21 protein-coding genes and 1 pseudogene are annotated in these 25433 nt (G+C 66.9%); 14 read left to right on the top strand and 8 right to left on the bottom strand.

Features of this window, described 5'->3' with window-relative positions; all coding sequences use genetic code 11:
- Positions 1–35: 35 nt before the first annotated feature.
- Complete coding sequence (locus C0R07_RS11090; RefSeq protein ID WP_102788919.1) at positions 36–3062, bottom strand: TonB-dependent receptor; 3027 nt, start codon at positions 3060–3062, stop codon at positions 36–38.
- A 43-nt stretch (positions 3063–3105) separates the two neighbouring features.
- Positions 3106–4578 carry a transglutaminase-like domain-containing protein gene (locus C0R07_RS11085; RefSeq protein ID WP_428991901.1) on the bottom strand — a complete coding sequence of 491 codons (1473 nt, stop codon included), beginning with the start codon at positions 4576–4578 and terminating at the stop codon, positions 3106–3108.
- 145 nt (positions 4579–4723) lie between these two features.
- Between C0R07_RS11085 and C0R07_RS11080 the strand changes: the two genes are divergently transcribed.
- From C0R07_RS11080 to C0R07_RS11050, 7 genes and pseudogenes are all read left to right on the top strand, one after another.
- Complete coding sequence (locus C0R07_RS11080) at positions 4724–6169, top strand: SH3 domain-containing protein (protein ID WP_254427822.1); 1446 nt, start codon at positions 4724–4726, stop codon at positions 6167–6169.
- The gene (locus C0R07_RS11075) at positions 6170–7276 is read left to right on the top strand and encodes a dipeptide epimerase (RefSeq protein WP_019185970.1); all 1107 of its coding nucleotides are present in this window, start codon (positions 6170–6172) and stop codon (positions 7274–7276) included.
- Positions 7277–7397: 121 nt separating this feature from the next.
- Positions 7398–8246, top strand: coding sequence for a MurR/RpiR family transcriptional regulator (locus C0R07_RS11070; RefSeq protein WP_019185971.1), 849 nt, complete (start codon positions 7398–7400; stop codon positions 8244–8246).
- A 17-nt stretch (positions 8247–8263) separates the two neighbouring features.
- Positions 8264–9022 (top strand): L,D-transpeptidase family protein, encoded by a 759-nt coding sequence (locus C0R07_RS11065; RefSeq protein ID WP_102788916.1) that lies wholly within the window; start codon positions 8264–8266, stop codon positions 9020–9022.
- A complete protein-coding gene (locus tag C0R07_RS11060; protein ID WP_102788915.1) occupies positions 8986–10320 on the top strand; it encodes an amino acid permease in 1335 nt (444 codons plus the stop codon). Before C0R07_RS11065 ends, C0R07_RS11060 begins: the two co-directional genes overlap by 37 nt.
- Positions 10321–10425: 105 nt before the next feature.
- The gene (locus C0R07_RS11055) at positions 10426–10773 is read left to right on the top strand and encodes a hypothetical protein (RefSeq protein ID WP_102788914.1); all 348 of its coding nucleotides are present in this window, start codon (positions 10426–10428) and stop codon (positions 10771–10773) included.
- Between the two features lie 136 nt (positions 10774–10909).
- Positions 10910–12058, top strand: a pseudogene (locus C0R07_RS11050) (PQQ-dependent sugar dehydrogenase).
- Positions 12059–12126: 68 nt separating this feature from the next.
- Here the strand turns inward: C0R07_RS11050 and C0R07_RS11045 are convergent.
- The 4 genes from C0R07_RS11045 to folB form a co-directional block, all read right to left on the bottom strand.
- Positions 12127–12786 carry a hypothetical protein gene (locus C0R07_RS11045; RefSeq protein WP_390329240.1) on the bottom strand — a complete coding sequence of 220 codons (660 nt, stop codon included), beginning with the start codon at positions 12784–12786 and terminating at the stop codon, positions 12127–12129.
- A gap of 116 nt (positions 12787–12902) precedes the next feature.
- Positions 12903–15077 (bottom strand): glycoside hydrolase family 3 N-terminal domain-containing protein, encoded by a 2175-nt coding sequence (locus tag C0R07_RS11040; RefSeq protein WP_102788913.1) that lies wholly within the window; start codon positions 15075–15077, stop codon positions 12903–12905.
- Between the two features lie 138 nt (positions 15078–15215).
- A complete protein-coding gene (locus C0R07_RS11035) occupies positions 15216–16490 on the bottom strand; it encodes a mechanosensitive ion channel family protein (protein WP_019185978.1) in 1275 nt (424 codons plus the stop codon).
- Positions 16491–16516: 26 nt separating this feature from the next.
- Positions 16517–16885: a dihydroneopterin aldolase gene (gene folB / locus C0R07_RS11030; protein WP_019185979.1), complete on the bottom strand. Its 369-nt coding sequence runs from the start codon at positions 16883–16885 to the stop codon at positions 16517–16519.
- 394 nt (positions 16886–17279) lie between these two features.
- On the opposite strand from folB, the gene C0R07_RS11025 reads away from it, so the two are divergent.
- Positions 17280–17933 carry a hypothetical protein gene (locus C0R07_RS11025; RefSeq protein WP_167390360.1) on the top strand — a complete coding sequence of 218 codons (654 nt, stop codon included), beginning with the start codon at positions 17280–17282 and terminating at the stop codon, positions 17931–17933.
- A 24-nt stretch (positions 17934–17957) separates the two neighbouring features.
- Here the strand turns inward: C0R07_RS11025 and tsaD are convergent, their stop codons facing one another.
- Entirely contained in the window at positions 17958–18983 is a 1026-nt protein-coding gene (gene tsaD / locus C0R07_RS11020) for a tRNA (adenosine(37)-N6)-threonylcarbamoyltransferase complex transferase subunit TsaD (protein ID WP_070471538.1), read from the bottom strand.
- Positions 18984–19150: 167 nt separating this feature from the next.
- Between tsaD and rpsU the strand changes: the two genes are divergently transcribed.
- The gene (rpsU, locus tag C0R07_RS11015) at positions 19151–19366 is read left to right on the top strand and encodes a 30S ribosomal protein S21 (protein WP_002808376.1); all 216 of its coding nucleotides are present in this window, start codon (positions 19151–19153) and stop codon (positions 19364–19366) included.
- A gap of 136 nt (positions 19367–19502) precedes the next feature.
- Complete coding sequence (locus C0R07_RS11010) at positions 19503–19949, top strand: GatB/YqeY domain-containing protein (RefSeq protein ID WP_102788912.1); 447 nt, start codon at positions 19503–19505, stop codon at positions 19947–19949.
- A gap of 69 nt (positions 19950–20018) precedes the next feature.
- On the opposite strand, the gene C0R07_RS11005 is transcribed toward C0R07_RS11010, so the two are convergent.
- Positions 20019–20954: a hypothetical protein gene (locus C0R07_RS11005; RefSeq protein ID WP_235318883.1), complete on the bottom strand. Its 936-nt coding sequence runs from the start codon at positions 20952–20954 to the stop codon at positions 20019–20021.
- Positions 20955–21101: 147 nt separating this feature from the next.
- Here C0R07_RS11005 and C0R07_RS11000 point away from each other — a divergent pair, with 147 nt between their 5' ends.
- The 4 genes from C0R07_RS11000 to C0R07_RS10985 all read left to right on the top strand — a co-directional run bounded on the left by C0R07_RS11000 (position 21102) and on the right by C0R07_RS10985 (position 25405).
- A complete protein-coding gene (locus C0R07_RS11000) occupies positions 21102–22016 on the top strand; it encodes a YihY/virulence factor BrkB family protein (protein WP_019185984.1) in 915 nt (304 codons plus the stop codon).
- Positions 22017–22079: 63 nt separating this feature from the next.
- Positions 22080–23810: a DNA primase gene (gene dnaG / locus C0R07_RS10995; RefSeq protein WP_102788911.1), complete on the top strand. Its 1731-nt coding sequence runs from the start codon at positions 22080–22082 to the stop codon at positions 23808–23810.
- 73 nt (positions 23811–23883) lie between these two features.
- The gene (locus C0R07_RS10990) at positions 23884–24354 is read left to right on the top strand and encodes a beta-lactamase hydrolase domain-containing protein (RefSeq protein ID WP_026070218.1); all 471 of its coding nucleotides are present in this window, start codon (positions 23884–23886) and stop codon (positions 24352–24354) included.
- Positions 24355–24406: 52 nt separating this feature from the next.
- Complete coding sequence (locus C0R07_RS10985; protein ID WP_102788910.1) at positions 24407–25405, top strand: bile acid:sodium symporter family protein; 999 nt, start codon at positions 24407–24409, stop codon at positions 25403–25405.
- Positions 25406–25433 lie beyond the last annotated feature (28 nt).

Raw genomic sequence — 25433 nt, 5'->3', positions numbered from 1 at the left:
GACCCACTGTCGGCACCTGCCACGTACGCGCCGGATCAGAAGTTCCAGGTCACCATCAGCTGCGTGTAGCGCGGTGCCTGCCAGCGGGTGCCGGTGTTGAAGGTGTTCTCGCGCACCTGGCCCGGCTGGGCCTCGTAGCGCTGGTGCACGTTGATGACGGTCTGGTTGTTGAACAGGTTGTAGACCGACAGGCGTGCGCTCAGGTCGATGCCCTCCACCGGCAGGCGCCAGGTGACGTTGGCGCCCATGGTCCACGTCCACGGCAGGCGACCGAAGGCACCACGGGGGCTGTACTCGAACTGGCGCTGGTCATACGGCCCCGAACAGTTCGCCACGCACAGCCAGCCTGTGCCGCCGCCGCTGCCTTCGCTGGAGGTGCTGCCACCGGCGACCGTATCGTTGGGCCACATCACGCCGAACGCCGTGATCGGGCCACCGGACAGTACCTGCAGCGTGGTGCCGAACGACCACTGCTCGTTCAGCGCATAGGCGGCGCGGAACTTGAACTGATGGCGGAAGTCGTTGAACAACGGCCCGTAGCGCTGGTTGTTGGACGGATGATCCCAATGCTGGACCATGCCGGTGTCGCCGTAGTTGGTGTCCGAGTTGACCGGGCCTTCGAAGTTGCCGTCGCTGCGCGACCACAGGTAGGACGCGTTGAACAGCCACTTCTCGTCCCACGCGCGATCGATCTGGAACTCCAGGGCCTTGTAGGTGCGCTTGGGCTTGGAGTAGCCGACCACCTCCAGGCTGCCGCCCTTGCGGTAGCCATCCTTGGAGGTATCGATGGTGATCCAGCCCTCGGTGGCGCAGCCGATGCTGGAGTCGCCCCAGATCGTCAGGCTCTCGCCCGGGTTGGCGATCGGCCACAGGGTGGTGCCGGTCGGCCCGCACGGGGTGTGGTTGATGCGCATGTCATCCAGCGCGCGGTCCATCTTGCGGTAGGTCGCGTTGACGCCCCACGACCACGCCTGGTTGATCATGGTCTGGAAGCCGAGGATGTACTCATCCTGGTAGACCGCCTTCAGGTCCTTGTCCACGCTCTGCCGCAGGTCGGCCGCGCCGGTGTTCATGCGGGTATCGACCGGGCCGATCTGCTGGCCGATGACCGGCGCCATGTACGGTGCGCCGGTGACCGGGTTGGCCTGCTGCTGCCAGCCGTTGAGCACGTAGTAGGAGTACTCGTCGGTGAGGCCACCGGCGAAGTTGACGTTGATGTTGTTGGTCACCGGCAGGTAGTAACGGCCGGCGTTGCCGAACAGCTTGGTGCTGCCATCGCCCTTCATGTCCCAGGAGAAGCCGAAGCGCGGTGCGATCAGGTCATCCATCTTGATGAAGGCGTCGCCATCGGCGGTGCGGTTCTCGAAGCGGTCCCAGCGCACGCCGAGGTTCAACATCAGGTTCGGGGTGATGTTCCAGATGTCTTCCAGGTAGAAGGCGTTGGCCTCGGTCTCGAAGGTGCCACCGGAGACGCGGTTGCGCGCGCGCAGCATCTCGGTCACGCCTGCGGGAACATAGGCATTGGCGCCGTCCCATACCTCATCACCCGGGCGGGCCACGTAGGCGGTATAGCTGAGCTGGGTCGGGCCCGGGTAGCGGGTGGACTGCTCGGTGGTCATCAACTCACGGTCCACGCCGAAGCGCAGCAGATGCGTGCCCAGCTGCCATTCGAAGTCCAGGCGGGCCACCTCGCGCGTGTCGTCGCGCTCGGCAACCGCGGCACCGGTAGGATGGCAGCCCGCGCGCAGGCCGTTGAGCTTGCCCAGGCGGGAGGCATAGCTGGCATCGGTGAACACCGGGCTGCACGCCTCATCGAGCGAGGAGTTGGTGAAGGCCCGCTGGTTGTTCTCGCCCACCATGGCGCGCGCGGTGAAGGTCTCGCCGAAGTGACCGGTGTACGTCGCCGACCAGTTCTTGCCGCCGGTCTCGGTGACCGAATCACCACCCCACGCGCCGATCTGGTCGTCATCCCAGTCGTAGTTGTACGCGCCGTTGGTGATCTCGCCTTCGTCGGAGAAGGCCAGCAGTGCCAGGCTGTGGTTGTCGTTGATGTTCCAGTCCAGCTTGGCGCCCCAGAAGCCGTTGTCGCTCTTGTTCTTGAACCAGCTCAGCGCATCGGAGGAGGTGTTGTGGCCGGTGTCGTTGCGGTCCTCATACATCGCGAACAGGAACAGCTTGTCCTTGATGATCGGACCGGCCCCCCACACGTTGGTCTTCAGGAACGAGTTGTTGTCGCGGCTTGCGTAGGAGTGCGGGGTGCCATCGCGGTGGAAGTGATCACGCGGGCTGGACCGCCATGCGCTGGGCTCGGCCGTCACCTCCACACCGCCCTGGAACTCGTTGGTGCCCGAGCGGGTGACCGCGTTGATCACACCGCCGGTGGAGCGGCCAAATTCGACCGAATAGCCGCCGGTCTTGACCTGGAATTCGTTGAAGAAGCCGAATGGCGCGCTGGAGAAGCCGCGGCGGGTATACATGTCGGTGACGTTCAGGCCGTTGATGAAGACCGCGTTCTCGGCCACCGAGGAACCGGCGAAGGACAGCCCCCCGAACGAGGAATTGCCGCCCACCACGCCCGGCGCCAGCAGCGCCACCGCCGACAGATCCTGCGCGACCGGCAGGCGCGAGAGCTCCTGGCGGTTCACGTTGAACGAGGTTTCCGTGGAATACACGTCCACGCGATTGACGACGCGGGTGCCGACCACCTGCAGCGCATCGAGGTTGACCACGCCGCCACTGCTGGCCAGGTTGACGGTGGTCGTACCACCGACCGCAACACTGACCGCGAACGGCTCGCCGAGCTTCTGGCCATCGCGGCTCACCTGCAGCTGGTAGTCGCCCACCGGTAGCTGGCCCAGGCGATAGCTGCCGTCGGCGCTGGCCGTCACTGTCCGGGTCAGGCCGGTCGCGTTGCTGACGACCGTGACCTGGTCACCGGCAGTGGCACGCCCCGCGACGGCACCGCTGACATTCTGTGCCGAAGCACTCATCGGTACCAGGCTGCCCAGACACGCCCCGAGCGCAACGCACAGCGCTGCCCGCTTCAATCGATTTACGTTCATTCCCTGCTCTCTCCTGCAGATGTGGAATCGTGGATACCGCCGTTTACCGCTTGGCCTCCAGTGGCACCACGTGCGACTGGACGTCGTAGTTCCATTGATCGAAATACAGGTTGCCGCCGGACCACTCGGCCTCGCCGCGCTGGGAATCCACCGTGTCCGACCGGAAGTGCTGCTTGGCCGGCACCAGTGGCTGGGCGTAGTCGTCGTTGAAGGCGATGCGATAGGCATCCAGCCCACCCAGATAGAAATCGCGCAGCGCGGGCTGCGGGCTGTCCAGGCGCCCGGTGGTGACATCCATCGGTACCCAGCCGTAGGGCGCCAGGTACAGCGCGCCCCAGTCATGCAGGTTGTTGTAGCCGACCGCATCGTCGGAATAGACCATGCCCGACTGCCAGCGCGCGGGGATGCCGTTCAGGCGCAACAGCGCAATCAGCAGCAGCGTCTGCTGCCCGCAGTCGGCGTGACCGGCGTGCAGCGCGTAGTCGCTGATGTTGGAGATCGTGGCGTACTCGCGGGCGCCGGCCCATGGAATCCGGTCCACGGCGTCGAACAGCTTCTGGACGATCTGGTAGGGATCGGTTTCGGTGCCGACCACCTGCTGCGAGAACGCGCGCAACGCCGGGGTGAACACCACGTGCGGCGCCTGCTCGGCGAGGTACGGCTTCAGCGCGGGATCGTCCGGCGTGGGCTGGACCCTGGCAGGATCGATCGTGATGTGCCGCGCGTACACGGTGACCGCGTAGCGGATCTGGAACTCGGTCGGGGTGCCGGCCACCGCCTTGCGTTCTAGGTAGGCGGTGCGTTGCAGCGCACTGTCAGGCGCCACCTGCGCGCCGGCAGGCGTACTCGCGACCCAGGTGATGTCTTCCTGCTGGCCGGCGATGGCACGCGGGTAGGGAATCCATGCGCGGATGGTTTCCCCGGCCGGCACGGCATCGGGCTTGACCACCAGCGACTGGGTCACCTCGATGCGGCGCGGCACCAGGCTGGTCGCGCCCGTAGCACGGGCGGCCGCGACGATCTCCTCATGGTGCGGGTGCAGATGCTCATAGGGGCCCTCCTTCGGCAGCGGGGCTTCGGGTGCCCGCCGGGCGCGCGCCTCGGCGCTGATCCGGAACAGGTTGGACGGCGCGCGCTTGAAGTAGCGGCGCTGGCCATCGATATCCAGGTGTTCGATCAGGCCGGCAGAATCCCAGCGCGCGAATTCGTCATCGCGAAGGTCCGGAATCTGCTTGCGCAGCTGCGCCTTGGCCGCCGCCGCGTCCAGGGTGAAGTCCAGTCGCATGCGGCGCATCCGCTCGCGCTCGAAGGCATAGGCCTGACGCTCGGCATCCGACAGGCTCGGATCCTGCAGGGCCGTGGCGATGTCGGCCTCGGCCTGCGCGAACGCACCGCGGTCGATGCCGGCGATCACGGTCGGCAACGCGAGCGGCGCGGCGGCCAGCCCCCACGGCATCGCCAGCAGACCAGCGCACAGGCACCAGACAGCAGGCAGAGGCAATCGCGGTTTGCGCATCACAGGATCCACGGCGACACTTCCCAGGTGCGGGTGGGGTAATCGCTGTGTAACACGGGCCTGATAGCCGGTCAATAATTTATTCTTGCTTTCGCCGAAAAAAGGAATAAATATTCCTGACGCTTCCGAGGAGGGTGACCGCGTGATGATCAAGGCTTCCCCCCACCGCCCCGTGCGGTCCCGCTGGTTGCCGCGCGCCGTGCTGGCGGCGGTCCTTGCGGCCACGCTGGCACCTGCGTGGGCCGAGGCGCCGCGTGCCGCACCCGGCGCCGACTTCGGCGGGGTGATCGCCCTGCGCGAGGCCTATCTCGCGCCCGGCTTCTGGGCCGACCGCCTGCCCGATCCGGACCGCGTGATCCTCGATCGCGCCGGTATCGCCGCACAGAACGCCCGCATGCGTGCCGAGGACACCTCGATCCACGATCTGCGCGCGTTGCCGGCGCAGCTGCCGCGCGAGCAGGTGCTGGGCAGCATCCAATCGCTCTCCAGGTGGCCCGAGCGCAGCTTGTACGGCCAGGATGGCAAGACCATCAGCGACCGGCAGCGCAGCGAGACCCTGGCCAACCTGGCACTCGCCGCGGTTCCGGCGCAGCGCCCGCTGCAGTATGGCCTGGTCACCCATCGCGCCGCGCTGCGCGCGTTCCCGACCGCGCTGCGGGTGTCCACCAGCCAGGGCGACACCGACATCGACCGCTTCCAGGAGTCGGCCCTGTTCCCCGGCGACGCGGTGGCGGTGCTGCATGAAAGCGCTGACGGGCGCTGGCTGTTCATCACCAGCGAACGCTACTCGGCGTGGATCGAGAAGCGCTTCGTCGGCATCGGCGACGCTGACACCGTGTTCGGTTACGGCCAGCATGGCCCGTACCGTGTGGTCACCGGGGCCACCGCGTTCACCGTGTACACGCCGGAGGAGCCGCGCGTGTCGCGGCTGCAGCTGGACATGGGCGTGCGCCTGCCGGTGATCGCCGACTGGCCGCTGGAGAAGACCGTCAACGGCCAGCAGGCCCACGCCGCGCATGTGGTGCAGTTGCCGGTGCGCGAGGCTGATGGCCGCCTGTCACTGGTGCCGGCACTGCTGCCGCGCTCGCAGGACACCGCCGACGACTATCTGCCGCTGACCCCGCGGACGCTGCTGACCCAGGCCTTCAAGTTCCTCGGCGAGCGCTACGGCTGGGGCCACGACTACGACACCCGGGACTGCAGTGGCTTCGTCTCTGAGATCTACCGCAGCGTCGGCGTGTTGATGCCGCGCAATACCAGCGCACAGGCGATCAGCCCGGCGCTGGACCGCATCGCCTTCAGCGCGAAGGACGGGAAAGCCACGCGCGACACGGCCGTCAAGCAGCTGCAGGTCGGCGACCTGGTCTACATCCCCGGCCACGTGATGATGGCGATCGGCCACATCGACGGCCGCACCTGGCTGATCCACGATACCGCCGGCGGTGGCTGGATCGGCGCGGATGGCAAGCGCGTGCAGGCCCACCTCAACGGCGTGTCGGTCACTCCGCTGGAGCCGATGATGGCCAGCGATACCGTGAGCTACATCGACCGCATCACCAACATCCAGCGCCTTCGGCCACAGACCCCCTGAATGAAGATCACCGACATCGAACTCGGCATGCTGCGCGTGCCGTTGAAGACCCCGTTCAAGACCGCGCTGCGCACCGTGGACACCGTCGAAGACGTGGTCGTGCTGATCCGCACCGACAGCGGCCATACCGGCTACGGTGAAGCGCCGGCCACGGCAGTGATCACCGGCGACACGCACGGCTCGATCATCGAGGCCATCGACGGCTTCATCAAACCGCGCCTGATCGGCGAGGACGTGGCCAACCTCAATCGGCTCTGCGGCCTGATCCAGACCTCGATGGAGCGCAACACCAGCGCCAAGGCCGCGGTGGAGATCGCGGTCTACGATCTGTGGGCGCAGCTGCACAACGCGCCGCTGTACCGGATGCTGGGTGGCGGCGACCCGGTGATCACCACCGACATCACCATCAGCGTGGACTACATCGACAAGATGGTGGCCGACTCGCTCTCGGCGATCGAGCGCGGCTTCGAGTCGCTGAAGATCAAGGTCGGCAAGGACATCGGCCTGGATATCGAGCGGGTCAAGGCGATCCATGCCGCCGTGCAGGGTCGCGCCCTGCTGCGCCTGGATGCCAACCAGGGCTGGACCGCCAAGCAGGCCGTGCACGCGATGCGCGCGCTGGAAGAAGCCGGCGTGGTGCTGGAACTGCTCGAGCAGCCGGTCAAGGCCGCCGACATCAGTGGCCTGAAATACGTCACCGACCGCGTCAACACCCCGGTCATGGCCGATGAAAGCGTGTTCAACCCCGGCCAGGTATTCGACCTGATCCAGCAGCGCGCCGCCGACATCATCAACATCAAGCTGATGAAGACCGGCGGGTTGTCCAACGCGATCCGCATCGCCGACATCGCCGCGATCTACGGCGTGCCGTGCATGATCGGCTGCATGATCGAATCGAGCATCTCCGTGGCCGCCGCCGTGCACCTGGCCGTCGCCAAGAGCGACATCATCACCAAGGTGGATCTGGACGGGCCGTCACTGGGCCAGTTCAACCCGGTCACCGGTGGGGTCAACTTCAACGAATCGGAAATCACCATCAGCGATGCGCCCGGGTTGGGCATCACCGAGGTGCGTGGGCTGGAGATGATCACGCCGCGGCGGTGGTGACCGTTGTGTCCGCCTCGCCGGTCGCCTACGGTAGAGCCACGCCATGCGTGGCTGCCGTTCGCGCAATCCCACCTGCCGCAGCCACCCATGGGGTGGCTCTACCGGATCTGACGCCCTCCCCATGCCGCCCCTGGTGAAAATCCGCTCCGAGCGTGACCACATGTCGGCGATCGAACGCCGCATCGCCGACTTCATCCTCGACAACGCCCACCTCCTGCGCGATTACTCCTCCCAGCAGCTGGCCAGCGCCTTGGGCATCAGCCAGTCCAGCGTGGTCAAGTTCAGCCAGAAACTGGGCTTCAAGGGCTATCCGGACCTCAAGTACTCCATCGGCGAAGCCGTCGCCCGCGCCGGCAGCGACCCGCACAGCCGCCCGCCGCTGCCCGAGGCCGCCAACGACTACACCCAGATCGCCGAGCGCCTGCGCGTGAGCAAGGCCGCCGCCGAGGAAGAAACCTGGCTGGCCAATCCCCAGGCCGACATCGAAGCGATCGTGCAGCTGATCGATGGCGCGCCCAAGGTGTTCGTCTACGGCCTGGGCGATGACGGCCTGTACGCCCGCGAGTTCGCCATGCGCCTGTCGCTGCTGGGCATGCTTACGGTGCACCACGCCGACCCGATCCTGATGATGGCCAACCTCTCGGCCGCACGGCCCGGGGACGCGATGCTGGTGTTCTCCGAGTTCGGCAAGCTGCCACAGCTGTTCCAGCTGTCGCGCCAGTTCCAGGACATGGGCGGCAAGGTGGTGTCGATCACCCGCCACAGCGCCAACCCGTTGCGCGCCCATGCCGATGCCAGCCTGGTGCTGTGCGCGCATGACCCGGCGCCGCACGTGGCGCAACTGCTGTACCGTTCTTCTCTGCAGGCGCTGCTGGATTTCGTCTTCGTCCTGCTGTGCCACGCCAACCCGGACCGCCACCGCCAGCTCGGGGTGAACCTGGAACGGATCGAACATTTGATCGACAGCTGATCCTGGAGTCCGCCACGATGATGCCGCTGTTCCGCTCCGTCACCGCCGCCGTGATGCTGGTCATCGCCGCCCCCGTGTTCGCCGCCGCGCTGGAGGGCAGCACACAACTGGTCGTGGTCACCACCGAGGGCTGGGATGCCACCCAGGGCAAGCTGCAGGCCTTCGAGCGCACCGCGAAGGGCTGGCAGCCGCAGGGCGCCGCCTTCGATGTCGCCGTGGGCCGCAGCGGCAGCGCGTGGGGCGAAGGGCTGCACCCGGCCCAGTCCGGGACGCCACGGAAGCAGGAAGGCGATGGCCGCAGCCCGGCCGGCATCTTCGCGATCGGCCCGGCCTTCGGCTATGCGCGCGGCGTCACCAGCGGCCTGCCCTACCAGCCGATGCGCGACACCAGTTACTGCATGGATGTACCGGACTCGCCGTACTACAACCGCATCGTCGATGCCGAGGTGGTCGGTGCCGAAGCGGTGGAAGGCTCGACCGAGCCGATGCGGCTGGACCTGCACAACAAGGGCGACGTACGCTACCGCGAGGGCTTCGTCATCGAGCACAACCCGAAAGCGATGCCCGGCCGTGGCAGCTGCATCTTCGCCCACCTGTGGCGCACGCCCGGTGAGGCGACCGCCGGTTGCACCGCGATGGACCCGGCGCGCATGACCACGCTGCTGGCGTGGCTGGACGCCAGCGCGCGGCCGCGCTTCGTACTGTTGCCGCGCGCGGAATACCAGCGCCTGCAGGCCGAATGGCAGCTGCCCATGCTGGCCGGGAGCGTGCATTGAGCACCGCGCCGCCCGACCCGCAACTCGAACGCGCGGTCAGCCGCTGGCAGATCGTCGGCCTTTCGATCAACGATGTGATCGGCAGTGGCATCTACCTGCTGCCGGCGGCCACCGTCGCCCTGCTCGGTCCTTTCAGCCTGTGGGGGGTGGTCGCGGCCGGCATCGTGGTCGCCCTGCTGGTGCTCTGCTATGCGCAGGCGGCCAGCTATTTCGACGAGCCCGGCGGCAGCTATCTGTATGCGCGCGAGGCATTCGGCCGGTTTGCCGGGTTCGAGATCGGCTGGATGATCTGGCTCACCCGCATCAGCTCGGCGGCGGCGCTCAGCAACGCACTGGCCGATGCGGTCGCGCGCTTCTGGCCCTGGGCCGGGCATGACATCGGCCGTATCGCGGTCATCGTGGTATCGCTGGGCTTCCTCACCGCGGTGAACGTGGCCGGGGTGCGCTCGGCCGCGCGTACCGGTGTGATCCTGGTGATCGGCAAGCTGCTGCCGCTGGTGCTGTTCGTGGCGATCGGCGCGTTCTACGTGGATACCGACCTGGCCTTCTCCGGCTTGCGCCCGGACCCGCACGATCTGCAGCGCATGGGCGAAGCCGCACTCCTGCTGCTGTATGCCTACGCCGGCTTCGAGAACATCCCGGCCGCCGCCGGCGAGTACAAGAACCCGCGCCGCGATATTCCGTTCGCGTTGATCACCATGATCATCACCGTCACCGTGATCTACGGCGCGGTGCAGTTCATCGCGCAGGGCACGCTGGCCGGATTGGCCAGCTCGCCGACGCCGCTGGCCGATGCCGCCGCCAGCTTCGGTGGTCTGACGCTCGCCTTGATCCTGACCGTCGGCGCGACCATCTCCATCCTCGGCACCAACAGCAACACGATGATGATGGGGCCGCGCTTCCTGTTCGCGTTGGCGCGCGATGGCTACGGGCCGAAGATCCTGGCCCAGGTGCACCCGCGCTTCCGCACCCCGGCGGCGGCGATCATCGCGCAGGGCCTGATCGCCCTGGCGCTGGCCTTGTCCGGTTCGTTCGTGCAGCTGGCGCTGCTGTCGATGACCACGCGCCTGTTCGCCTACATCGGCACGGCCGCGGCGGTGCTGGTGCTGGCGCGCCGGTTCCGTGATCGCCCTGGCGCGTTGAAGCTGCCCGGCGGACCGCTGATCCCGATCCTCGCACTGCTGTTGTGCCTGGCCTTGTTCGCCAGCGCGAGCTGGCAGAACATCGCGGCGGCAGGCATCGCCTTCGCGGTAGGCGCGGTCATCTATAAATTCCCGCGCCGCGATCACCAAGCCTGAGCAGGTGTGCAGGTGAATGGCACTTGATGTGTCATTCACCTCGCCGGTCCATCGCGTTAACCCGGCTTTGGGTACGGTGAAGCCTCACCCAACCGGAGCCAACACATGAGCACTGACTATCAGATTCCCGGCCGGGTGCCGGAAGACGGTGTCCCGCGCCAAGCCGTATCGGATTACTGGCGTGAGCGCTTTCCAAGCGAACCGTACTATGACAACAACCAGTTCTTCGATGACTACGAGCCGGCGTACCAGCTCGGCCATCGCACCCGCGCTGACGACATGATCCGCGCGTATGAAGAAGTGGAAGCCGAGCTGCAGGCCCGCTGGGCGCAGGAACATGGCCAGAGCAAGCTGAGCTGGGAACAGGCCCGCAATGCGGTGCGCCGCGGCTGGGATGAGTCCACTGCGCTGCGCCAGGCGCACCTGGACAAGGGCGTCCCGCGCGGCGCCTGACGCGCACTCCCCGATTCACCTCCAGCGGCGGCCCTCGGGTCGCCGTTATCGTGTGGGCAGGACCTCTGGTCCACGCGGCGTTGATGGGCATGGTGTACAACAGGGGTTGGCCATCGCCTCCCCGACGGAGACTTCCATGACCCGCAAGCTCTTGCTTACCCTCGCCATCAGCCTCACCCCCGCCCTGTTCACCACCGCCTGTGTTGCTGCCGACAAGGCCGCCGCCCCGGCGGTGGAAAAAGCGCACTGGCCGTTCGCCGCCACCGAATTCGCCCGCTTCAACGAGCCCTGGGCGATGAGTTTCCTGCCCGACGGCAGCCTGCTGGTCACCGAGAAGAAAGGCGCGCTGAAGCACTTCAACGTGCAGACCCGCAAAACCGCCACCATCACCGGCGTCCCTGACGTCGCCTACGGCGGCCAGGGCGGCTTCGGCGATGTGCTGCCGCACCCGGACTTCGCGAAGAACCAGTGAATCTATCTCAGCTACGCCGAAGAAGGCGACGGTGATACCCGTGGCGCTGCGGTTGCACGTGCGCGGCTGGCGCTGGCGGCCGATGGCAGCGGCACGCTGGAAGACCTGAAGGTGATCTGGCGCCAGACCCCGAAAGTGAGCGGCAAGGGGCATTACGGCCATCGCCTCGCGTTCGGTCCGGACGGCAAGCTGTGGATCACGTCCAGCGAGCGCCAGAAGTTCGATCCGGCCCAGGACATGGGCGGCAACCTCGGCAAGCTGGTCCGCCTCAATGACGACGGCAGCGTGCCCGCCGACAACCCGTTCGCCTCGCAGGGCGGCGTGGCCACGCAGGTGTGGTCGCTCGGCCACCGCAATGCGCTGGGCATCGCCTTCGATGCGCGCGGCAAGCTGTGGGTGCATGAGATGGGCCCGGCCGGCGGCGATGAGCTGAATCTGATCGAGCGCGGGGCCAACTACGGCTATCCGATCGTCTCCAACGGCAATCACTACGACGGCCGCGACATTCCCGACCATTCCACCCGCCCGGAATTCGCCGCGCCCAAGGTGACCTGGACCCCGGTAATCTCGCCGGCCGGTTTCATCATCTACAACGGCAAACAGTTCCCCAAGTGGGACGGCAGTGGCTTCATTGGCGGCCTGTCCTCCAAGGCGCTGGTGCGCGTGGCCTTCGACGGCGACAACGCCCGCGAGGCCGAGCGCTTCGACATGGGCGAGCGCATCCGCGAGATCGAACAGGGTCCGGATGGCGCGATCTGGCTGCTCGAAGACGGCAGCAACGGCAAGCTGCTCAAGCTCACGCCGAAAGCCTGAGCCAGACAGGCTGCCGGCGCATCGCCGGCAGCCTGCCCACCTCACGTGCGTTCAAGCGCTGCACGTGCTTACTGGATGGTCACGACCTTGACTTCGGTGCGGCTGCACGCCTGATCCAGGCACGCGCCGTTGAGCCAGACCTGGCCGTCGCCGATCATCACGCCCTGCTGGTTGACCATGACGTCGTCGAACTTCTGCGCGGCGATGGCCTTGCGCACGGCCGGGGTCAGGATGCGCTCGTAGTTGCGCTGGAACTCGCCGGGGCCGGTGATCCTGGCGCCATTGGCGATGTTCAACGGGAAACGCACTTCCTCGACCACGGCCGCGCGATCGCCGCCGTTGACCGCCTTCTGGAAGGCATTGAACACAGCTTCGTACTGGGCCGCGTCGCCAAGCACCTGATCGATGCGCTGGCGGACATCGCCGGTGCCAGCGCTGGTCGGCGCGGCAGGTGTGGCGGCGGCGTCCGCAGCAGGTGTCGTTGCACCGCCAGCGGAAGGCGCGTCGGCATCCGGCGCGGGGCTGCCGGCCGTGACCGCATCCGGCGACAGGCCCGAGGACGGCACGGTGTCACCCGGCGTCGGGCGGCCTTCGGGAATGGCGGTGGCCGGGCCTTGGGCGGGATCCGCAGCGGCGGTGTCAGCCGGCGGCGGCGACGACGGGCTGCAGGCGGCCAGCCACAGCGGGCTGGCCAAGGCCAGCAGCAAAGGAGTACGGGACAGGCGCATGGGTGGCTCCATCGGGTTCACGGGGGAGCCAGCGTACCCGCCGGAACGTCAGCCGCCGATGATGGATACGGTAGTGCCGGCCGCTGGCCGGCACTACCGGGTGAAGCGAGGCCGGCTCAGGCGGCCAGCAGCTCGAAGATCACCGGCTCGCCGCTGACCGACGAGGCGCACACCCACAGCTCGAACTGGCCCGGCTCGGCGCGGAACACGCCATCGCGGCCGGTGAAGCCCAGTGCATGGCGATCCAGGGTGAAGGTCACCTCGGTGCTCTGTCCCGGCTGCAGCGCGATCTTGTCGAAGCCCTTCAGCTCGCGCACCGGCCGCACGCGGCTGGCCACGCGATCGTGGATGTACAGCTGCACCACTTCCTCACCTGCCACCGCACCGGTATTGGTCAGCGTGGTGGTGATGGTCAGGGTGTCGTCCCAGCCCAGCTGCGCGTTGCTCAGCTGCGGCACGCCATAGGCGAAGGTGGTGTAGCCCATGCCGTGGCCGAACGCGTATGCCGGCTCGTTCGGAATTTCGCGCCAGCGCGCCTTGAACTCCGACATGGTCGGCAGTTCCGGGCGACCGGTGCGCGGGTGGTTGTAGAAATACGGCTGCTGGCCCGACACCTGCGGGAAGCTCACCGGCAGGCGGCCGGACGGGTTGTAATCGCCGAACAGCACATCGGCCACGGCGTGCCCGGTCTGGGTGCCCAGGTACCAGGTAATCGCCACGGCATGGGCATTGCGCACCGCGCCCTGCAGGGCCAGCGCGCGGCCATTGCGCAGCAGCACGACCAGCGGCTTGCCGGTCATCGCCACCGCTTCGGCCAGCGCCTGCTGTGCCGGCGGCAAGGTGATCTCAACGCGCGACTGCGCCTCACCGCTGTAACGCTGCGGTTCGCCCAGGGCCAGCACCACCACGTCGGCACGCAGCGCGGCGGCCACGGCCTGTTCGATACCGTCCTGCACGGCCGCTTCCAGATCACAGCCCGGCACGATTTCCAGCAGTGCTTCATCGCTGATCGCCGCGCGTACGCCGGCTTCCAGGGTGACGTAGCGCGACTTGTCGCCGAACAGCGTCCAGCAGCCTTCGATATTGTCGCGGTCCTGCACGAACGGCCCGATCAGCGCGATCTTCTGGCCAGCCTTCTTGAGCGGCAGCACCGACTCGGCGTTCTTGAGCAGCACGATCGAACGGCGCGCGGCATCGCGCGAGAGTTCGTCATGCGCGGCGATATGCGAGGTGTCCGCTTCGCGCGCCAGATCCAGCGAACGGTACGGGTCGTCGAACAGGCCGATCGCTTCCTTCAGGCGCAGGATGCGGCGCACCGACTCGTCCAGCGTGGCCATCGGGACTTCGCCGCTCTCGATCAGGCCCGGCAGGTGTTCGGCGTAGAAGCCGCTCTGCATGCTCAGGTCCAGGCCCGCGGTGAAGGCCTTGGCGGTGGCGTCGCGGTCATCGGCGGCGTAGCCGTGTGCGACCAGTTCCATGTCGGCGGTGTAGTCGGAGATCACCACGCCCGGGAACTTCCACTCCCCGCGCAGGATGTCGGTCAACAGCTCGGCATTGGCGCTGGCCGGCACGCCGTTGATGTCGTTGAAGGAGGACATCACGGTCAGGGCACCGGCTTCGAAAGCGGCCTTGAACGGCGGCAGGTGCACGTCGCGCAGGGTCTGCGGCGAGATGTCGACCATGTTGTATTCCATGCCGGCCATCACCGCGCCGTAGGCGGCGAAATGCTTCGGGGTGGCCAGCAGTGCATCGGCGGCGCGCAGGTCCGGGCCCTGGAAACCGCGCACGCGGGCGGCGGCGAACGCACAGCCCAGCACCACGTCTTCACCGGCGCCCTCGGCGCCACGGCCCCAGCGCTGGTCACGGGCGATATCCACGGCCGGCGCATAGGTCCAATGCAGGCCGGCTGCCGTCGCTTCCACCGCGGTGGCGCGGGCGGTGCGCTCGGCCAGGTCCGGTTCGAAGCTGGCGGCCTCGCCCAGCGGGATCGGGAATACGGTGCGCATGCCGTGGATCACGTCCGCGGCCAAGATCACCGGAATCTTCAGGCGGCTTTCTTCCAGCGCGACCTGCTGGATGCGGCGGCCGGCTTCCACGCCCACGCCATTGAACAGCGAGCCCACCTTGCCCTCGCGCACCTGCTGCAGCACCTGGTCGGCATTGCTGACGTTGGCTTCCGGATTCACATCCGGCGCGAACGGGCGGACCATGTCGGCGAACACACCCAGCTGGCCGACTTTTTCTTCGACGGTCATCTGGGCAATGAGGGTTTCGATACGATCGGCGGCCACCGGCTGTCCTTATGAAAACGTTTACAAGCCCGGGATTCTAGCGTTCCCGAGGCCGTTGTGAATGACTTTTGCGTTCATTTTTCTTCCCCGGAGGGAAGACCCCCGCCACCGCACGGGCAGCGACAGGGGCACAGGAGCTTACTCCGCAGCGGCCAGGCGCTGCTGCCCCGCCATCAACATGGCGTCGCTGGATTCCTGGAAAACCCGCAGCCCGAAGGCCGGGAGGATCGCCAGCAGGTGATCGAACACGTCCGACTGCACGCCCTCGTACTCGCCCCACGCCGTGCTGCGGGTGAAGCAGTAGATCTCCAGCGGCAGGCCCTGGGTGGTGGGCTGCAGCTGCCGTACCAGCAGGGTCATTTCGGTATGGATGCCCGGATGGTGCTGCAGGTAGCGCTCGACATAGGCGCGGAAGGTGCCCAGGTTGGTCACCCGGCGCGCGTTGACGGCGGCGACGCCCTTGGCCTGCAGGTCGGCGTTGTACTGCTGCAGTTCGGCCTGCTTGCCGCGAAGGTAATCGCCCAGCACCGCGAACTGCTCCAGCTCGGCCAGCATCGGCGCATCGACGAAGCCGACACTGTGCTGGTCCAGGTACAGCGAGCGCTTGATCCGGCGCCCACCCGCTTCCTGCATGCCACGCCAGTTCTTGAACGACTCGGTCACCAGCTTCTTGGTCGGGATGGTGGTGATGGTCTTGTCGAAGTTCTGCACGGTGATGGTGTGCAGCGCGATATCGATCACATCACCATCGGCGTTCTGGCTCGGCATTTCGATCCAGTCGCCCAGCCGCACCCGGCCATCGCCGCTGATCTGCACGCTGGCCACCAACGAGAGGATGGTGTCCTGGAAGATCAGCATCAGCACCGCGGTGGCCGCGCCCAGGCCGGTGACCAGCGGGCCGAGCTTCACGCCCAGCAGGGTCGCCACGATCGACAGGCCGGCGATCACGAAGACGATGATCTTCACGACCTGCAGGTAACCCTTGATCGGCTTGTTGCGCGCATCCGGGCGCCGCTCGTACAGATCGTTGGCGGCATCCAGCGCATGCGAGACGGCCAGCGCCACGGTCAGCACCGCCCACGCCCGGCAGGCGCCGATCACGAACGCCACCAGCTCCGGCGGCAGGTCCGGCACGATCCGGATGCCGGCGGCGATGACCATGCTCGGCACCACGTTGGACAACCGCGAAATCACCCGCAGGTTGTTGCCGCCTTCATTGCCGGCGCTATGGCCAGGCAGGCGGCTGACCAGCTTGCGCAGGCCGCGCAGCAGGATCTTCTTGGTGACGAAGTTGGCCAGCCAGGCCGCCAGGGCCAGCGCTGCCAGCACCAGCAGGGTGTAGGCCCAGGGCCAGGGTTCCAGGGTCTGCTGGACACTGTCCAGCCATCGGGTTGCCACTACCGCATCCAACATCGTGTATCGATCTCCTAATCGGGGTATCAGGGCGTTGCCAGGTCCTGCGCGCTGCGCTCGATGATCACGCCCACGGCGCGCGCACCGCGCACCGCGCCGGGCTTGCTGAGCTTCAGGCGCAGCCATTGCACCTTGAATTCACGCAGCACGATCTCGGCGATGCGTTCGGCCAGGGTTTCGACCAGGCCATAGTCCGAGTCACGCACGAACTGCTCGATGCGCTTGCTCACGGCTTTGTAATTGAGGGTATCGGCGATGTCGTCGCTGGCCGCCGGACGGCGGTTGTCGAAGCCCATTTCCAGATCGAAACGCAGGGTCTGGCGGATCCGCCGTTCCCAGTCGTAGATCCCGATCAGCGCATCGATCTCGAGCCCCTCGATGAATACCTTGTCCATAGCCATGCCACGTGGAAGATGGCGACCATGGTAACGGGGCTGTCCGGAATGTGCCGGGAATCGGGCGTTGGCGGGCGTCCGCGCCGGTGCCGGAAAAGACAAAGGGTCCCGCGCGGGACCCTTTGCTTACCACCACTGTCCCCGGGGGAGATGGGCATACCCATCAGCTGATCCCGGTGGCACACGCGGCAACGGTACCGGTGTTGCCAAATAGGGTCAACGGTCTGAATCCGGATTTATGACGTAGTGCTCAGGCCCCTTGGAACTCGGTAGATCATTGATCCGATAAGTGTTTTCGATAGATCAAACCTGCCACGACTGACCGACTTCCCTGATACCGCGCGCGACAGCCACCCTCTACGGTGGAGGCCCATGGACCCCGCAAAGCTCTGACGTGCGCGATCAGCACCTGATTCACCGCTCGTTCTCCGCAGCACGCATGACAACGTATGAAGGAGCCGTCGCACACGCCCGACTTCGCACCCATCCATTCGAGCTGTATCGATGGAACATGAGGGTCAGCGGCGCGTTTTTACTGCCGCTCCATACCTGCGAGGTCGTCATCCGCAATGCGGTGGCTGAAGCGGTAGCCCAGCAGCATGGTGCACTCTGGCCATGGCAGGAAGGGTTCCGTACCAGTCTTCCCGGCGGCACAGCGCGCTACAACGCGCGCGAAGAGTTGCGCCGCGCAGCGTCGAAGCACACGTCAACGGCGGGCGTTATCGCCTCGTTGAGATTCGCGTTCTGGCAGCACCTGTTTACCCAACGATTCGACAGGACGCTATGGTCCAAGACCCTGAGGCGCGTCCTTCCAGGCGCGGATCCGGACGTACCCGGGCACCTTGTGCGCGCGCAGCTGCACGGCAACCTCGAACAGGTGAGGCAGCTGCGCAACCGGATTGCGCATCACGAACCGATCTTCGCGCGTGACCTTGCGCTGGATCTGGCCACGATTGGACGAATCGTCCAGATGCGCTGCGCCCATATCGAGCGGTGGATGAACCGGCATGAGTCGGTGACATCATTGCTGAAGCGGAGGCCGGTCTGAGTCGTTGCCGACGTTCGGTCAACCTCACACCGCCGGCAGCGTCGCCATGTCCCAACGTGGGGTGACCTGCACCTGCGGCGGGGTGTGCTGGCCCGCTTCCAGACGCAGGGCGCCGGCGAAGGCGATCATCGCGCCGTTGTCGGTGCACAGCGCCGGGCGCGGGAAGCAGGCGCGGCCACCGCGGCGGGCGGCCATCTGCTGCAGCTTTGCGCGCAGGCGCTTGTTGGCCCCGACGCCGCCAGCCACCACGATCACATCGGTGCCCGCCGCATCCAGCGCGCGTTCGCACTTGATCGCCAGGGTGTCGACCACGGCATCTTCAAAACCGCGCGCGATGTCGGCGCGGGTCTGCTCGCTCTGGTCGCTGTCGCGCCAGGCCAGCAGGACCTGGGTCTTCAACCCGGAGAAGCTGAAATCCAGCCCGGGGCGGTCGGTCATCGGCCGGGTGAACTTGAACCGGCCCGGCGTGCCGCGCTCGGCCAGGGCCGCCAACTGCGGGCCACCGGGGTACGGCAGGCCCATCAGCTTGGCGGTCTTGTCGAAGGCCTCGCCGGCGGCGTCGTCCAGGGTTTCGCCGAGCAGGCGGTACTGGCCGATCCGGTCCACCGCCACCAGCTGGGTATGCCCGCCGGACACCAGCAGGGCCACGAACGGCGCCTGCGGCGGGTCGTCTTCCATCAGCGGGGCCAGCAGATGCCCTTCCATATGGTGGACCCCGACCGCCGGCACCTCCAGCGCCCAGGCCAGCGAACGGGCCACGCCCGCCCCGACCAGCAGCGCGCCGACCAGGCCGGGCCCGGCCGTGTAGGCCACCCCGTCGATGTCGGCCACGGTCATGCCGGCTTCGGCCAGGGTCTGGCGGATCAGCGGCAGCAGCTTGCGCACGTGGTCGCGGCTGGCCAGCTCGGGCACCACCCCGCCGTACTCGGCGTGAAGGGCGATCTGGCTGTAGACCGCGTGGGCGCGCAGGGCGTCGATCCCGGACAGGGAGGTGTCATACACCGCCACGCCGGTCTCATCGCACGAAGATTCGATACCAAGGACTCGCATAACGGGTATTATGGACCTCTTCAGGCCCCGGCAGACGTACGCTGGCCTGTCTCAGCATCACCCGTGGCCAAGAAGTTCGCCGGGGTGGGTTGCAACTTCTTTTCTCGCCGCTATAATGTGCGGCTCTCACCGGGCGTGACCCGGTTCTACTGTGTCCCGGAGATTCCATGCCCAGCGTTAAAGTCCGCGAGAACGAGCCCTTCGAGTTTGCGCTCCGTCGCTTCAAGCGCACCTGCGAAAAGGCCGGCGTGCTGGCCGAAACCCGCAAGCGCGAGTTCTATGAAAAGCCGACCCAGGAGCGTAAGCGTAAGGCTGCCGCTGCTGTGAAGCGTCAGCTGCGCCGTTCGTCGCGCGACGTTACCAAGCGTCAGCGCCTGTACTGATCGGACGCAACTTCGATACGGCGGGCCCTGGCCTGTCGTGACGGAGCCGAAGCCGGAACGCGCGAGCGTTACCGGCTTTTTGCGTTCCAGCGCTTCGGCGCCCCGCTTCCCATTTCCACCGACACGAGGTGTTCCCATGAGCCTGAAGCAGCAGCTCACCGATGACATGAAGGCCGCCATGAAGGCCGGCGAGAAGCACCGCCTGGGCGTGATCCGCCTGATGAACGCCGCGATCAAGCAGCGCGAAGTCGATGAGCGCATCGAGCTGGACGACGCCGCCGTGCTCGCCGTGCTGGAAAAGATGGTCAAGCAGCGCAAGGACTCGGTCACCCAGTTCGAGGCCGCCGGTCGCGAAGACCTGGCCGTGATCGAGCGCGAGGAAATCGTGGTCATCGACCAGTACCTGCCGGCCAAGCTGGGCGTAGCCGAGATCGTGGCCGCCATCCAGGCCGCCATCGCCGAAACCGGCGCGACCACCCCCGCCGACATCGGCAAGCTGATGGGCGCGCTCAAGCCGCGTCTGGCCGGCCAGGCCGACATGGGCCTGGTGTCCAAGCTGGTCAAGCAGCAGCTGGCCGGCTGATCCCGCCGCCACGCCGCCTATGAAAAGGCCCGCATTTCGCGGGCCTTTTCAGTTTCAGCAGGTCCGCTGTCAGGAGGCCTGGCGGCAATTGCGCAGTGTCATCGAGCTTTCCTCGATCGAACTGATCTCGCCTTCCAGCTTGGCCCAGTCGCGCTCGCGCAGCATGGTGAAGTTGGCGGCCTGGTCGGACGCGAATTCGCAGCGGATGGTGTAGTTGTTGTTGTTGTAGCTGTCGCTCTGGCGGACGCGCAGCAGGCCGCGGGTTGGCGTGACCAGATAGTTGATCGAGCCGATGTCACCAGGCTTGGTCGAGTACGTGTTGGGATTGACGGTATAGATCTGGCCGTCGATCTGGTAGCGCCGCCCCACATACTTGGCGTATAGCGGCAGGAACGTGGCCGAACGGTCGCCCTTGTCTTCCTTGTTGGTGGTGGTACCCAGCATCAGGTCCTTGAAGGCACCGGCACTGCGGTACAGGGCCATCGTGTCTTTGACTTCCTTGCCCATCATCTTGGACAGATCCGGGGCCGCCACGGCCTCCATGGCCGGCATGGGGTACTGGGTGCGTCCCGCTGCAGCAACCGCGTCGCCCTGGCTGCCCGCCTTGAGCTTGTCCAGCATCCCGCACATCGACTGCTTGGCCGCCGCCGGCTCGACCGACTGGCCCCGGGCCAGCTTGGTCGCCAGGGTGACCCGACCGGTACGGTCGGCGGTGCCCACCAGTACCAGCGGGGTGCGCAGCCCTTTGCGCTGGATCAGGTACTGGTCGCCGGTATCGCCCTGCACCAGCTGACCAGCGACTTCGAATTCGTCATCGCCGCCAATCTTGCGCAACTGGTCCAGCGCGCTCTGCACCTTCAGGCCCGGTACGGTGACATCGGCCATGTAAAGCGCACCGTTGCGCGCGTCCCCTACCGTCTTGAAGGCCTTGTCGCAGGCCCCGGCGGCCATCGCCGGACCTGCGGCCGCCAACAGCGCCATCGTCGTGTAGACCATTCCTTTCATGAAGCGTCCTTTCTGCTGTGAAGGTGGAAAACCGGGAAAAAGGATAGCGCGATATCCGTCAAGGTCACGCCGTGACCGGACCGCTTCACCCGGCGCACCCCGGCCATTTGCTAGAACAGGGGCCTCGCTCCCGACCCGACGCCGTCCATGCACCAACCGAGCCCCTCCCTGTCCAAGGTCCGCAAGCACATGGCGCGGCTGGAGAAGAGCTTTCCCGCCGTACTGGTGCGCCGTTTCATCGATGCGGACGTGATGACCCAGGCCGCCGCGCTGGCCTTCTATGCCCTGCTCTCGATGGCGCCGCTGCTGGTCCTGCTGCTGTGGCTGACGGCCTCGCTGTATCCCCCGGCGCAGCAGGCGCTGCTGGGCCAGATCAACGATGTGGCCGGCACCAGTGCCGCCTCGGTGGCCGAAACCGTGCTCAGCAACGCCAACAACCAGCCGGACATCGGCACGCTGGCGGGGGTCTGGAGCACCTTGTTGCTGTTCATCGGCGCCACGGCGGTGTTCGCCCAGCTGCAGAACGCCCTGAACCTGATCTTCAACACCAGCGGCGAGCGCCTGGATGGGATCGTGGCGTGGCTGCGCAAGCGCGTGTTCTCCTTCGGCGTGGTCCTGGCGCTGGGCTTCCTGCTGATCCTGTCGATGACCGCCACCACCATGCTGCAGGTGGTCTTCGCGCACCTGCCCTCGGTCCTGCCGGCGATCGGCTATCTCACCAGCCTGGCGCTGTACACGGTGGGCTTCGCCTTCCTCTACCACTACCTGCCCGACCGCCGCGTGGCGTGGCGACAGGCCTTCATCGGCGGTGCGATCACCTCGGCGTTGTTCGCGCTGGGCCGTTATGGCATCGGCCTGTACATCGCCACCGTCGCACCGGGCAGCGCGTATGGCTCGATGGGCGCCCTGGTGATCTCGCTGGTGTGGATCTACTACGCCACCGTGGTGTTCTTCGTTGGTGCACTGATGACCTCGGTGATCGATGAGCGCCTGCGCGCCCATGCCGTCCTCGCCCAGGCCGGTGTCGCGCCGCCGAAACCGGGCGAAACGGCCGGCAGCTAGTAGACTAGCGGCACCCCCGCTTCCGCGCGTGGCCGTGACCGGCCATGCCCCCGCCTGCTGCCCATGGCCCGTATCCCCGACGCATTCATCGACGATCTGCTGGCCCGCTCCGACATTGTCGAGGTGGTGGGCAGCCGCGTGCCGTTGAAGCGCCAAGGCAAGGAATACGCCGCACGGTGCCCGTTCCATGACGAGCGCTCGGCCTCGTTCACGGTCTCGCCGACCAAGCAGTTCTATCACTGCTTCGGGTGCGGCGCGCATGGCACGGCGATCAGCTTCCTGATGAATTACGACCGCCTCGAGTTTCTCGACGCGGTCGATGAGCTGGCCAAGCGCGTGGGCATGGAAGTGCCGCGCGATACCCAGCCGCGCACCGCCCAGCAGCAGGACGACAGCCGCGATCTGTACTCGGCCCTGGACGCGGCCACGCGCTTCTTCCAGACCGCGCTGAAGGGCAGCGACAAGGCGCGCGCCTACCTGGACCAGCGCGGTGTCGATGAAGAAAACCGTGAGCGCTTCGCCATCGGGTACGCACCGGACGGCTACAGCGCGTTGAAGGATGCACTGGGCAAGGACGAGCGCCGGATGAAGCTGCTCGACCGCGCCGGCCTGTTCTCCAAGAACGACCGCGGCCACGTCTACGACAAGTTCCGCGACCGCGTCATGTTCCCGATCTTCGACCGCCGTGGCCGCGTGATCGCCTACGGCGGCCGCGTGATGGAGAAGGACGACGGCCCGAAGTACCTCAACTCGCCCGAGACCGCGCTGTTCCACAAGGGCCGCGAGCTGTACGGCCTGTGGCAGGTACGCCAGGCCAACCAGAAGATCGAGCGGCTGATCGTCGTCGAGGGCTACATGGACGTGGTCTCGCTGTTCCAGTTCGGGGTTACCCAGGCAGTGGCCACGCTGGGCACGGCGACCACGCCGGACCACGCCGAGCTGCTGTTCCGCAACGCGCCGGACGTGTTCTTCTGCTTCGATGGCGATGCCGCCGGCCGTCGCGCCGGCTGGCGTGCGCTGGAGTCGGTGCTGCCGCGCATGAAGGACGGCCGCCAGGCATTCTTCCTGTTCCTGCCCGACGGCGAGGACCCGGACACGATCGTGCGCAAGGAAGGCCGCGAGGGCTTCGATGCACGCCTGCAGCAGGCCACGCCGCTGTCGCAGTTCTTCTTCGATGAGCTCACCCGTGAGGTCAACATGGGCACGCTCGACGGCAAGGCACGCCTGGCCGAACGGGCCAAGCCGATGCTGGCGCAGATTCCCGATGGCGCCTTCGGCGACCTGATGAAGCAGCAGCTGACCACGCTGACCGGCCTGGGTGCCAAGCTCAGCGCATCCGCGGCTCCTTCGCGGCCGCCACAGCGCGCGGTCGCACCGGCACAGCGCCGCAGCCTGGTGCGCGCGGCCATCGCGATCCTGCTGCAGCAGCCCTCGCTGGCGATGACCCTGGAAGGCCACCACTTCACCGGCCTGCGCCTGCCCGGCATCGAACTGCTGACCGAACTGCTGACCCTGGTCGAGCAGCGCCCGGACATCAGCACCGGCGCGCTGCTGGAGCACTTCGACGGGCGCGAGGAACAGGACGCGCTGCACAAGCTGGCCGCACAGACCCTGCCCGGCGACGAGGCGATGTGGACCCAGGAACTGCATGACGCCGTGGCCCAGCTGGAGAAACAGCTGCTGATGCAACGTCTGGATGAGCTTCAGGCAAAGCAGAGCCAGCAGGGTCTGGACGATACTGACAAGTACGAGCTGCGCGAACTGCTCAAGGCGCGCAGCACCCTCCGCTTCTGACGACGGAGCCGCCGTGGCATCCCACATCGCACGTTCCACCGCACCGATCGTCCGCTGGCTCCGCGCTGGCGTCATGGCCGCGCTGTTCGCACCGTGCCTGCCCACCTGGGCGGCGGAACTGCCATTCGCACAGCCACGGCCGCAGCTGTACACCGCCGGGCAACCCAGCGCTGCCGAGCTGCAGCAGGCGGCCGCGGCCGGGATCACCACCGTGATCGACCTGCGCCAGCCCGACGAGGCGCGTGGCTTCGATGAAACCGCCGCGGCCGAGCGCCTGGGCCTGCGTTATGTGCGCATTCCCGTTGCGGGTGCCGCCGGCCTGACCGACGCCAACGCGCAGGCGCTGCGTACCGCCTTGGCGCAGAGCCAGGGCCCGGTGCTGCTGCACTGCGCCTCCGGCAACCGCGCCGGTGCATTGCTGGCCGTGCTGGAGGCGCGTGACGGTGCCTCGGTGGACCAGGCGCTGCAGTTCGGCCGCGAGGCCGGCATGACCTCGCTGGAAGCGCCGACCCGTGTCCTGCTGGAGCAGGACGCCGCGCGTTGACCCCGCTCTTCTTCTCCCGCCCACTTCCCTGCTCTACAGGAGCCTGCCCACCATGACCCGCTGGTGGTCGCGCCTGCGACCGGACAACTTCACCCTCGCCCTGCTCTGCACCGTGCTGCTGGCGTCTTTCCTGCCGATGCACGGCGCCGCCGCGATGGTGCTCGACGATGTCACCGACGTCGCCATCGCCGCGCTGTTCTTCCTGCACGGCGCGCGCCTGCCGCGTGAATCCATCGTTGCCGGCCTGCTGCACTGGCGCCTGCACCTGACCATCCTGGCCTGCACGTTCGTGATGTTCCCGCTGCTGGGGCTGATGTTCAAACCGCTGGATGGCTGGCTGCTCACGCCCGAGCTGTACATCGGCGTGCTGTTCCTGTGCGCGCTGCCGTCCACCGTGCAGTCCTCGATCGCGTTCACCTCGATCGCCCGCGGCAACGTCCCTGCGGCGGTGTGCAGCGCCTCGCTGTCGAGCATTCTCGGCGTGTTCCTGACCCCGCTGCTGCTCGCCCTGCTGGCCGGCACCGAAGGCGGCATGCACAACCCCGGCCAGGCCATCGTCAGCATCATGCTGCAGCTGCTGGTGCCGTTCGTGGCCGGCCACCTGCTGCGGCCCTGGATCGCCCGCTGGGTCGAAAAGCAGCGCGCCCTGCTGCGCTACACCGACCAGGGCACGATCCTGCTGGTGGTCTATTCCGCCTTCGGCGAAGCGGTGAGCGAAGGGCTGTGGAGCAAGACGCCGCTGTTGTCGCTGCTCAGTGTGGCCGTGGTGGCAGCAGTACTGCTCGGCATCGCGATGCCGCTGATCCGCCTCATCGCGCGCCGGTTGGGCTTCAACCGCGAAGACGAGATCACCATCCTGTTCTGCGGCTCCAAGAAGAGCCTGGCCACCGGCGTGCCCATCGCCAAGGTGCTGTTCGCCGGGGGCAGCCTCGGTGCGATCGTGCTGCCGATCATGATCTATCACCAGATCCAGCTGATCGTCTGCGCGATGATCGCGCAGCGGTATGCGCGTGATCCAGTGGAACCGACGCCCGTCACCCGGCAGGACTGAGACGGCAATACTGCAGCCTGCGCGGCCT

It is taken from the genome of Stenotrophomonas bentonitica, assembly GCF_002887735.1.
GTDB classification, from domain to species: domain Bacteria; phylum Pseudomonadota; class Gammaproteobacteria; order Xanthomonadales; family Xanthomonadaceae; genus Stenotrophomonas; species Stenotrophomonas bentonitica_A.
The sequence above is the reverse complement of the archived record's forward strand: the minus strand, read 5'-3'. Positions and strand labels throughout refer to the sequence as shown.

What these genes read in the sequence shown, in the direction of transcription:
- C0R07_RS11085 (WP_428991901.1), bottom strand. Translation starts at nt 4,578, where the DNA reads ATGCGCAAACCGCGATTGCCTCTGCCTGCTGTCTGGTGCCTGTGCGCT.
- C0R07_RS11000 (WP_019185984.1), top strand. Translation starts at nt 21,102, where the DNA reads ATGCACCAACCGAGCCCCTCCCTGTCCAAGGTCCGCAAGCACATGGCG.
- C0R07_RS11065 (WP_102788916.1), top strand. Translation starts at nt 8,264, where the DNA reads ATGATGCCGCTGTTCCGCTCCGTCACCGCCGCCGTGATGCTGGTCATC.
- C0R07_RS11080 (WP_254427822.1), top strand. Translation starts at nt 4,724, where the DNA reads ATGATCAAGGCTTCCCCCCACCGCCCCGTGCGGTCCCGCTGGTTGCCG.
- C0R07_RS11010 (WP_102788912.1), top strand. Translation starts at nt 19,503, where the DNA reads ATGAGCCTGAAGCAGCAGCTCACCGATGACATGAAGGCCGCCATGAAG.
- tsaD (WP_070471538.1), bottom strand. Translation starts at nt 18,983, where the DNA reads ATGCGAGTCCTTGGTATCGAATCTTCGTGCGATGAGACCGGCGTGGCG.
- C0R07_RS11055 (WP_102788914.1), top strand. Translation starts at nt 10,426, where the DNA reads ATGAGCACTGACTATCAGATTCCCGGCCGGGTGCCGGAAGACGGTGTC.
- dnaG (WP_102788911.1), top strand. Translation starts at nt 22,080, where the DNA reads ATGGCCCGTATCCCCGACGCATTCATCGACGATCTGCTGGCCCGCTCC.
- rpsU (WP_002808376.1), top strand. Translation starts at nt 19,151, where the DNA reads ATGCCCAGCGTTAAAGTCCGCGAGAACGAGCCCTTCGAGTTTGCGCTC.
- C0R07_RS10990 (WP_026070218.1), top strand. Translation starts at nt 23,884, where the DNA reads ATGGCCGCGCTGTTCGCACCGTGCCTGCCCACCTGGGCGGCGGAACTG.
- C0R07_RS11045 (WP_390329240.1), bottom strand. Translation starts at nt 12,786, where the DNA reads ATGCGCCTGTCCCGTACTCCTTTGCTGCTGGCCTTGGCCAGCCCGCTG.
- C0R07_RS11070 (WP_019185971.1), top strand. Translation starts at nt 7,398, where the DNA reads ATGCCGCCCCTGGTGAAAATCCGCTCCGAGCGTGACCACATGTCGGCG.
- C0R07_RS11090 (WP_102788919.1), bottom strand. Translation starts at nt 3,062, where the DNA reads ATGAACGTAAATCGATTGAAGCGGGCAGCGCTGTGCGTTGCGCTCGGG.
- folB (WP_019185979.1), bottom strand. Translation starts at nt 16,885, where the DNA reads ATGGACAAGGTATTCATCGAGGGGCTCGAGATCGATGCGCTGATCGGG.
- C0R07_RS10985 (WP_102788910.1), top strand. Translation starts at nt 24,407, where the DNA reads ATGACCCGCTGGTGGTCGCGCCTGCGACCGGACAACTTCACCCTCGCC.
- C0R07_RS11060 (WP_102788915.1), top strand. Translation starts at nt 8,986, where the DNA reads ATGGCAGCTGCCCATGCTGGCCGGGAGCGTGCATTGAGCACCGCGCCG.
- C0R07_RS11035 (WP_019185978.1), bottom strand. Translation starts at nt 16,490, where the DNA reads ATGTTGGATGCGGTAGTGGCAACCCGATGGCTGGACAGTGTCCAGCAG.
- C0R07_RS11005 (WP_235318883.1), bottom strand. Translation starts at nt 20,954, where the DNA reads ATGAAAGGAATGGTCTACACGACGATGGCGCTGTTGGCGGCCGCAGGT.
- C0R07_RS11075 (WP_019185970.1), top strand. Translation starts at nt 6,170, where the DNA reads ATGAAGATCACCGACATCGAACTCGGCATGCTGCGCGTGCCGTTGAAG.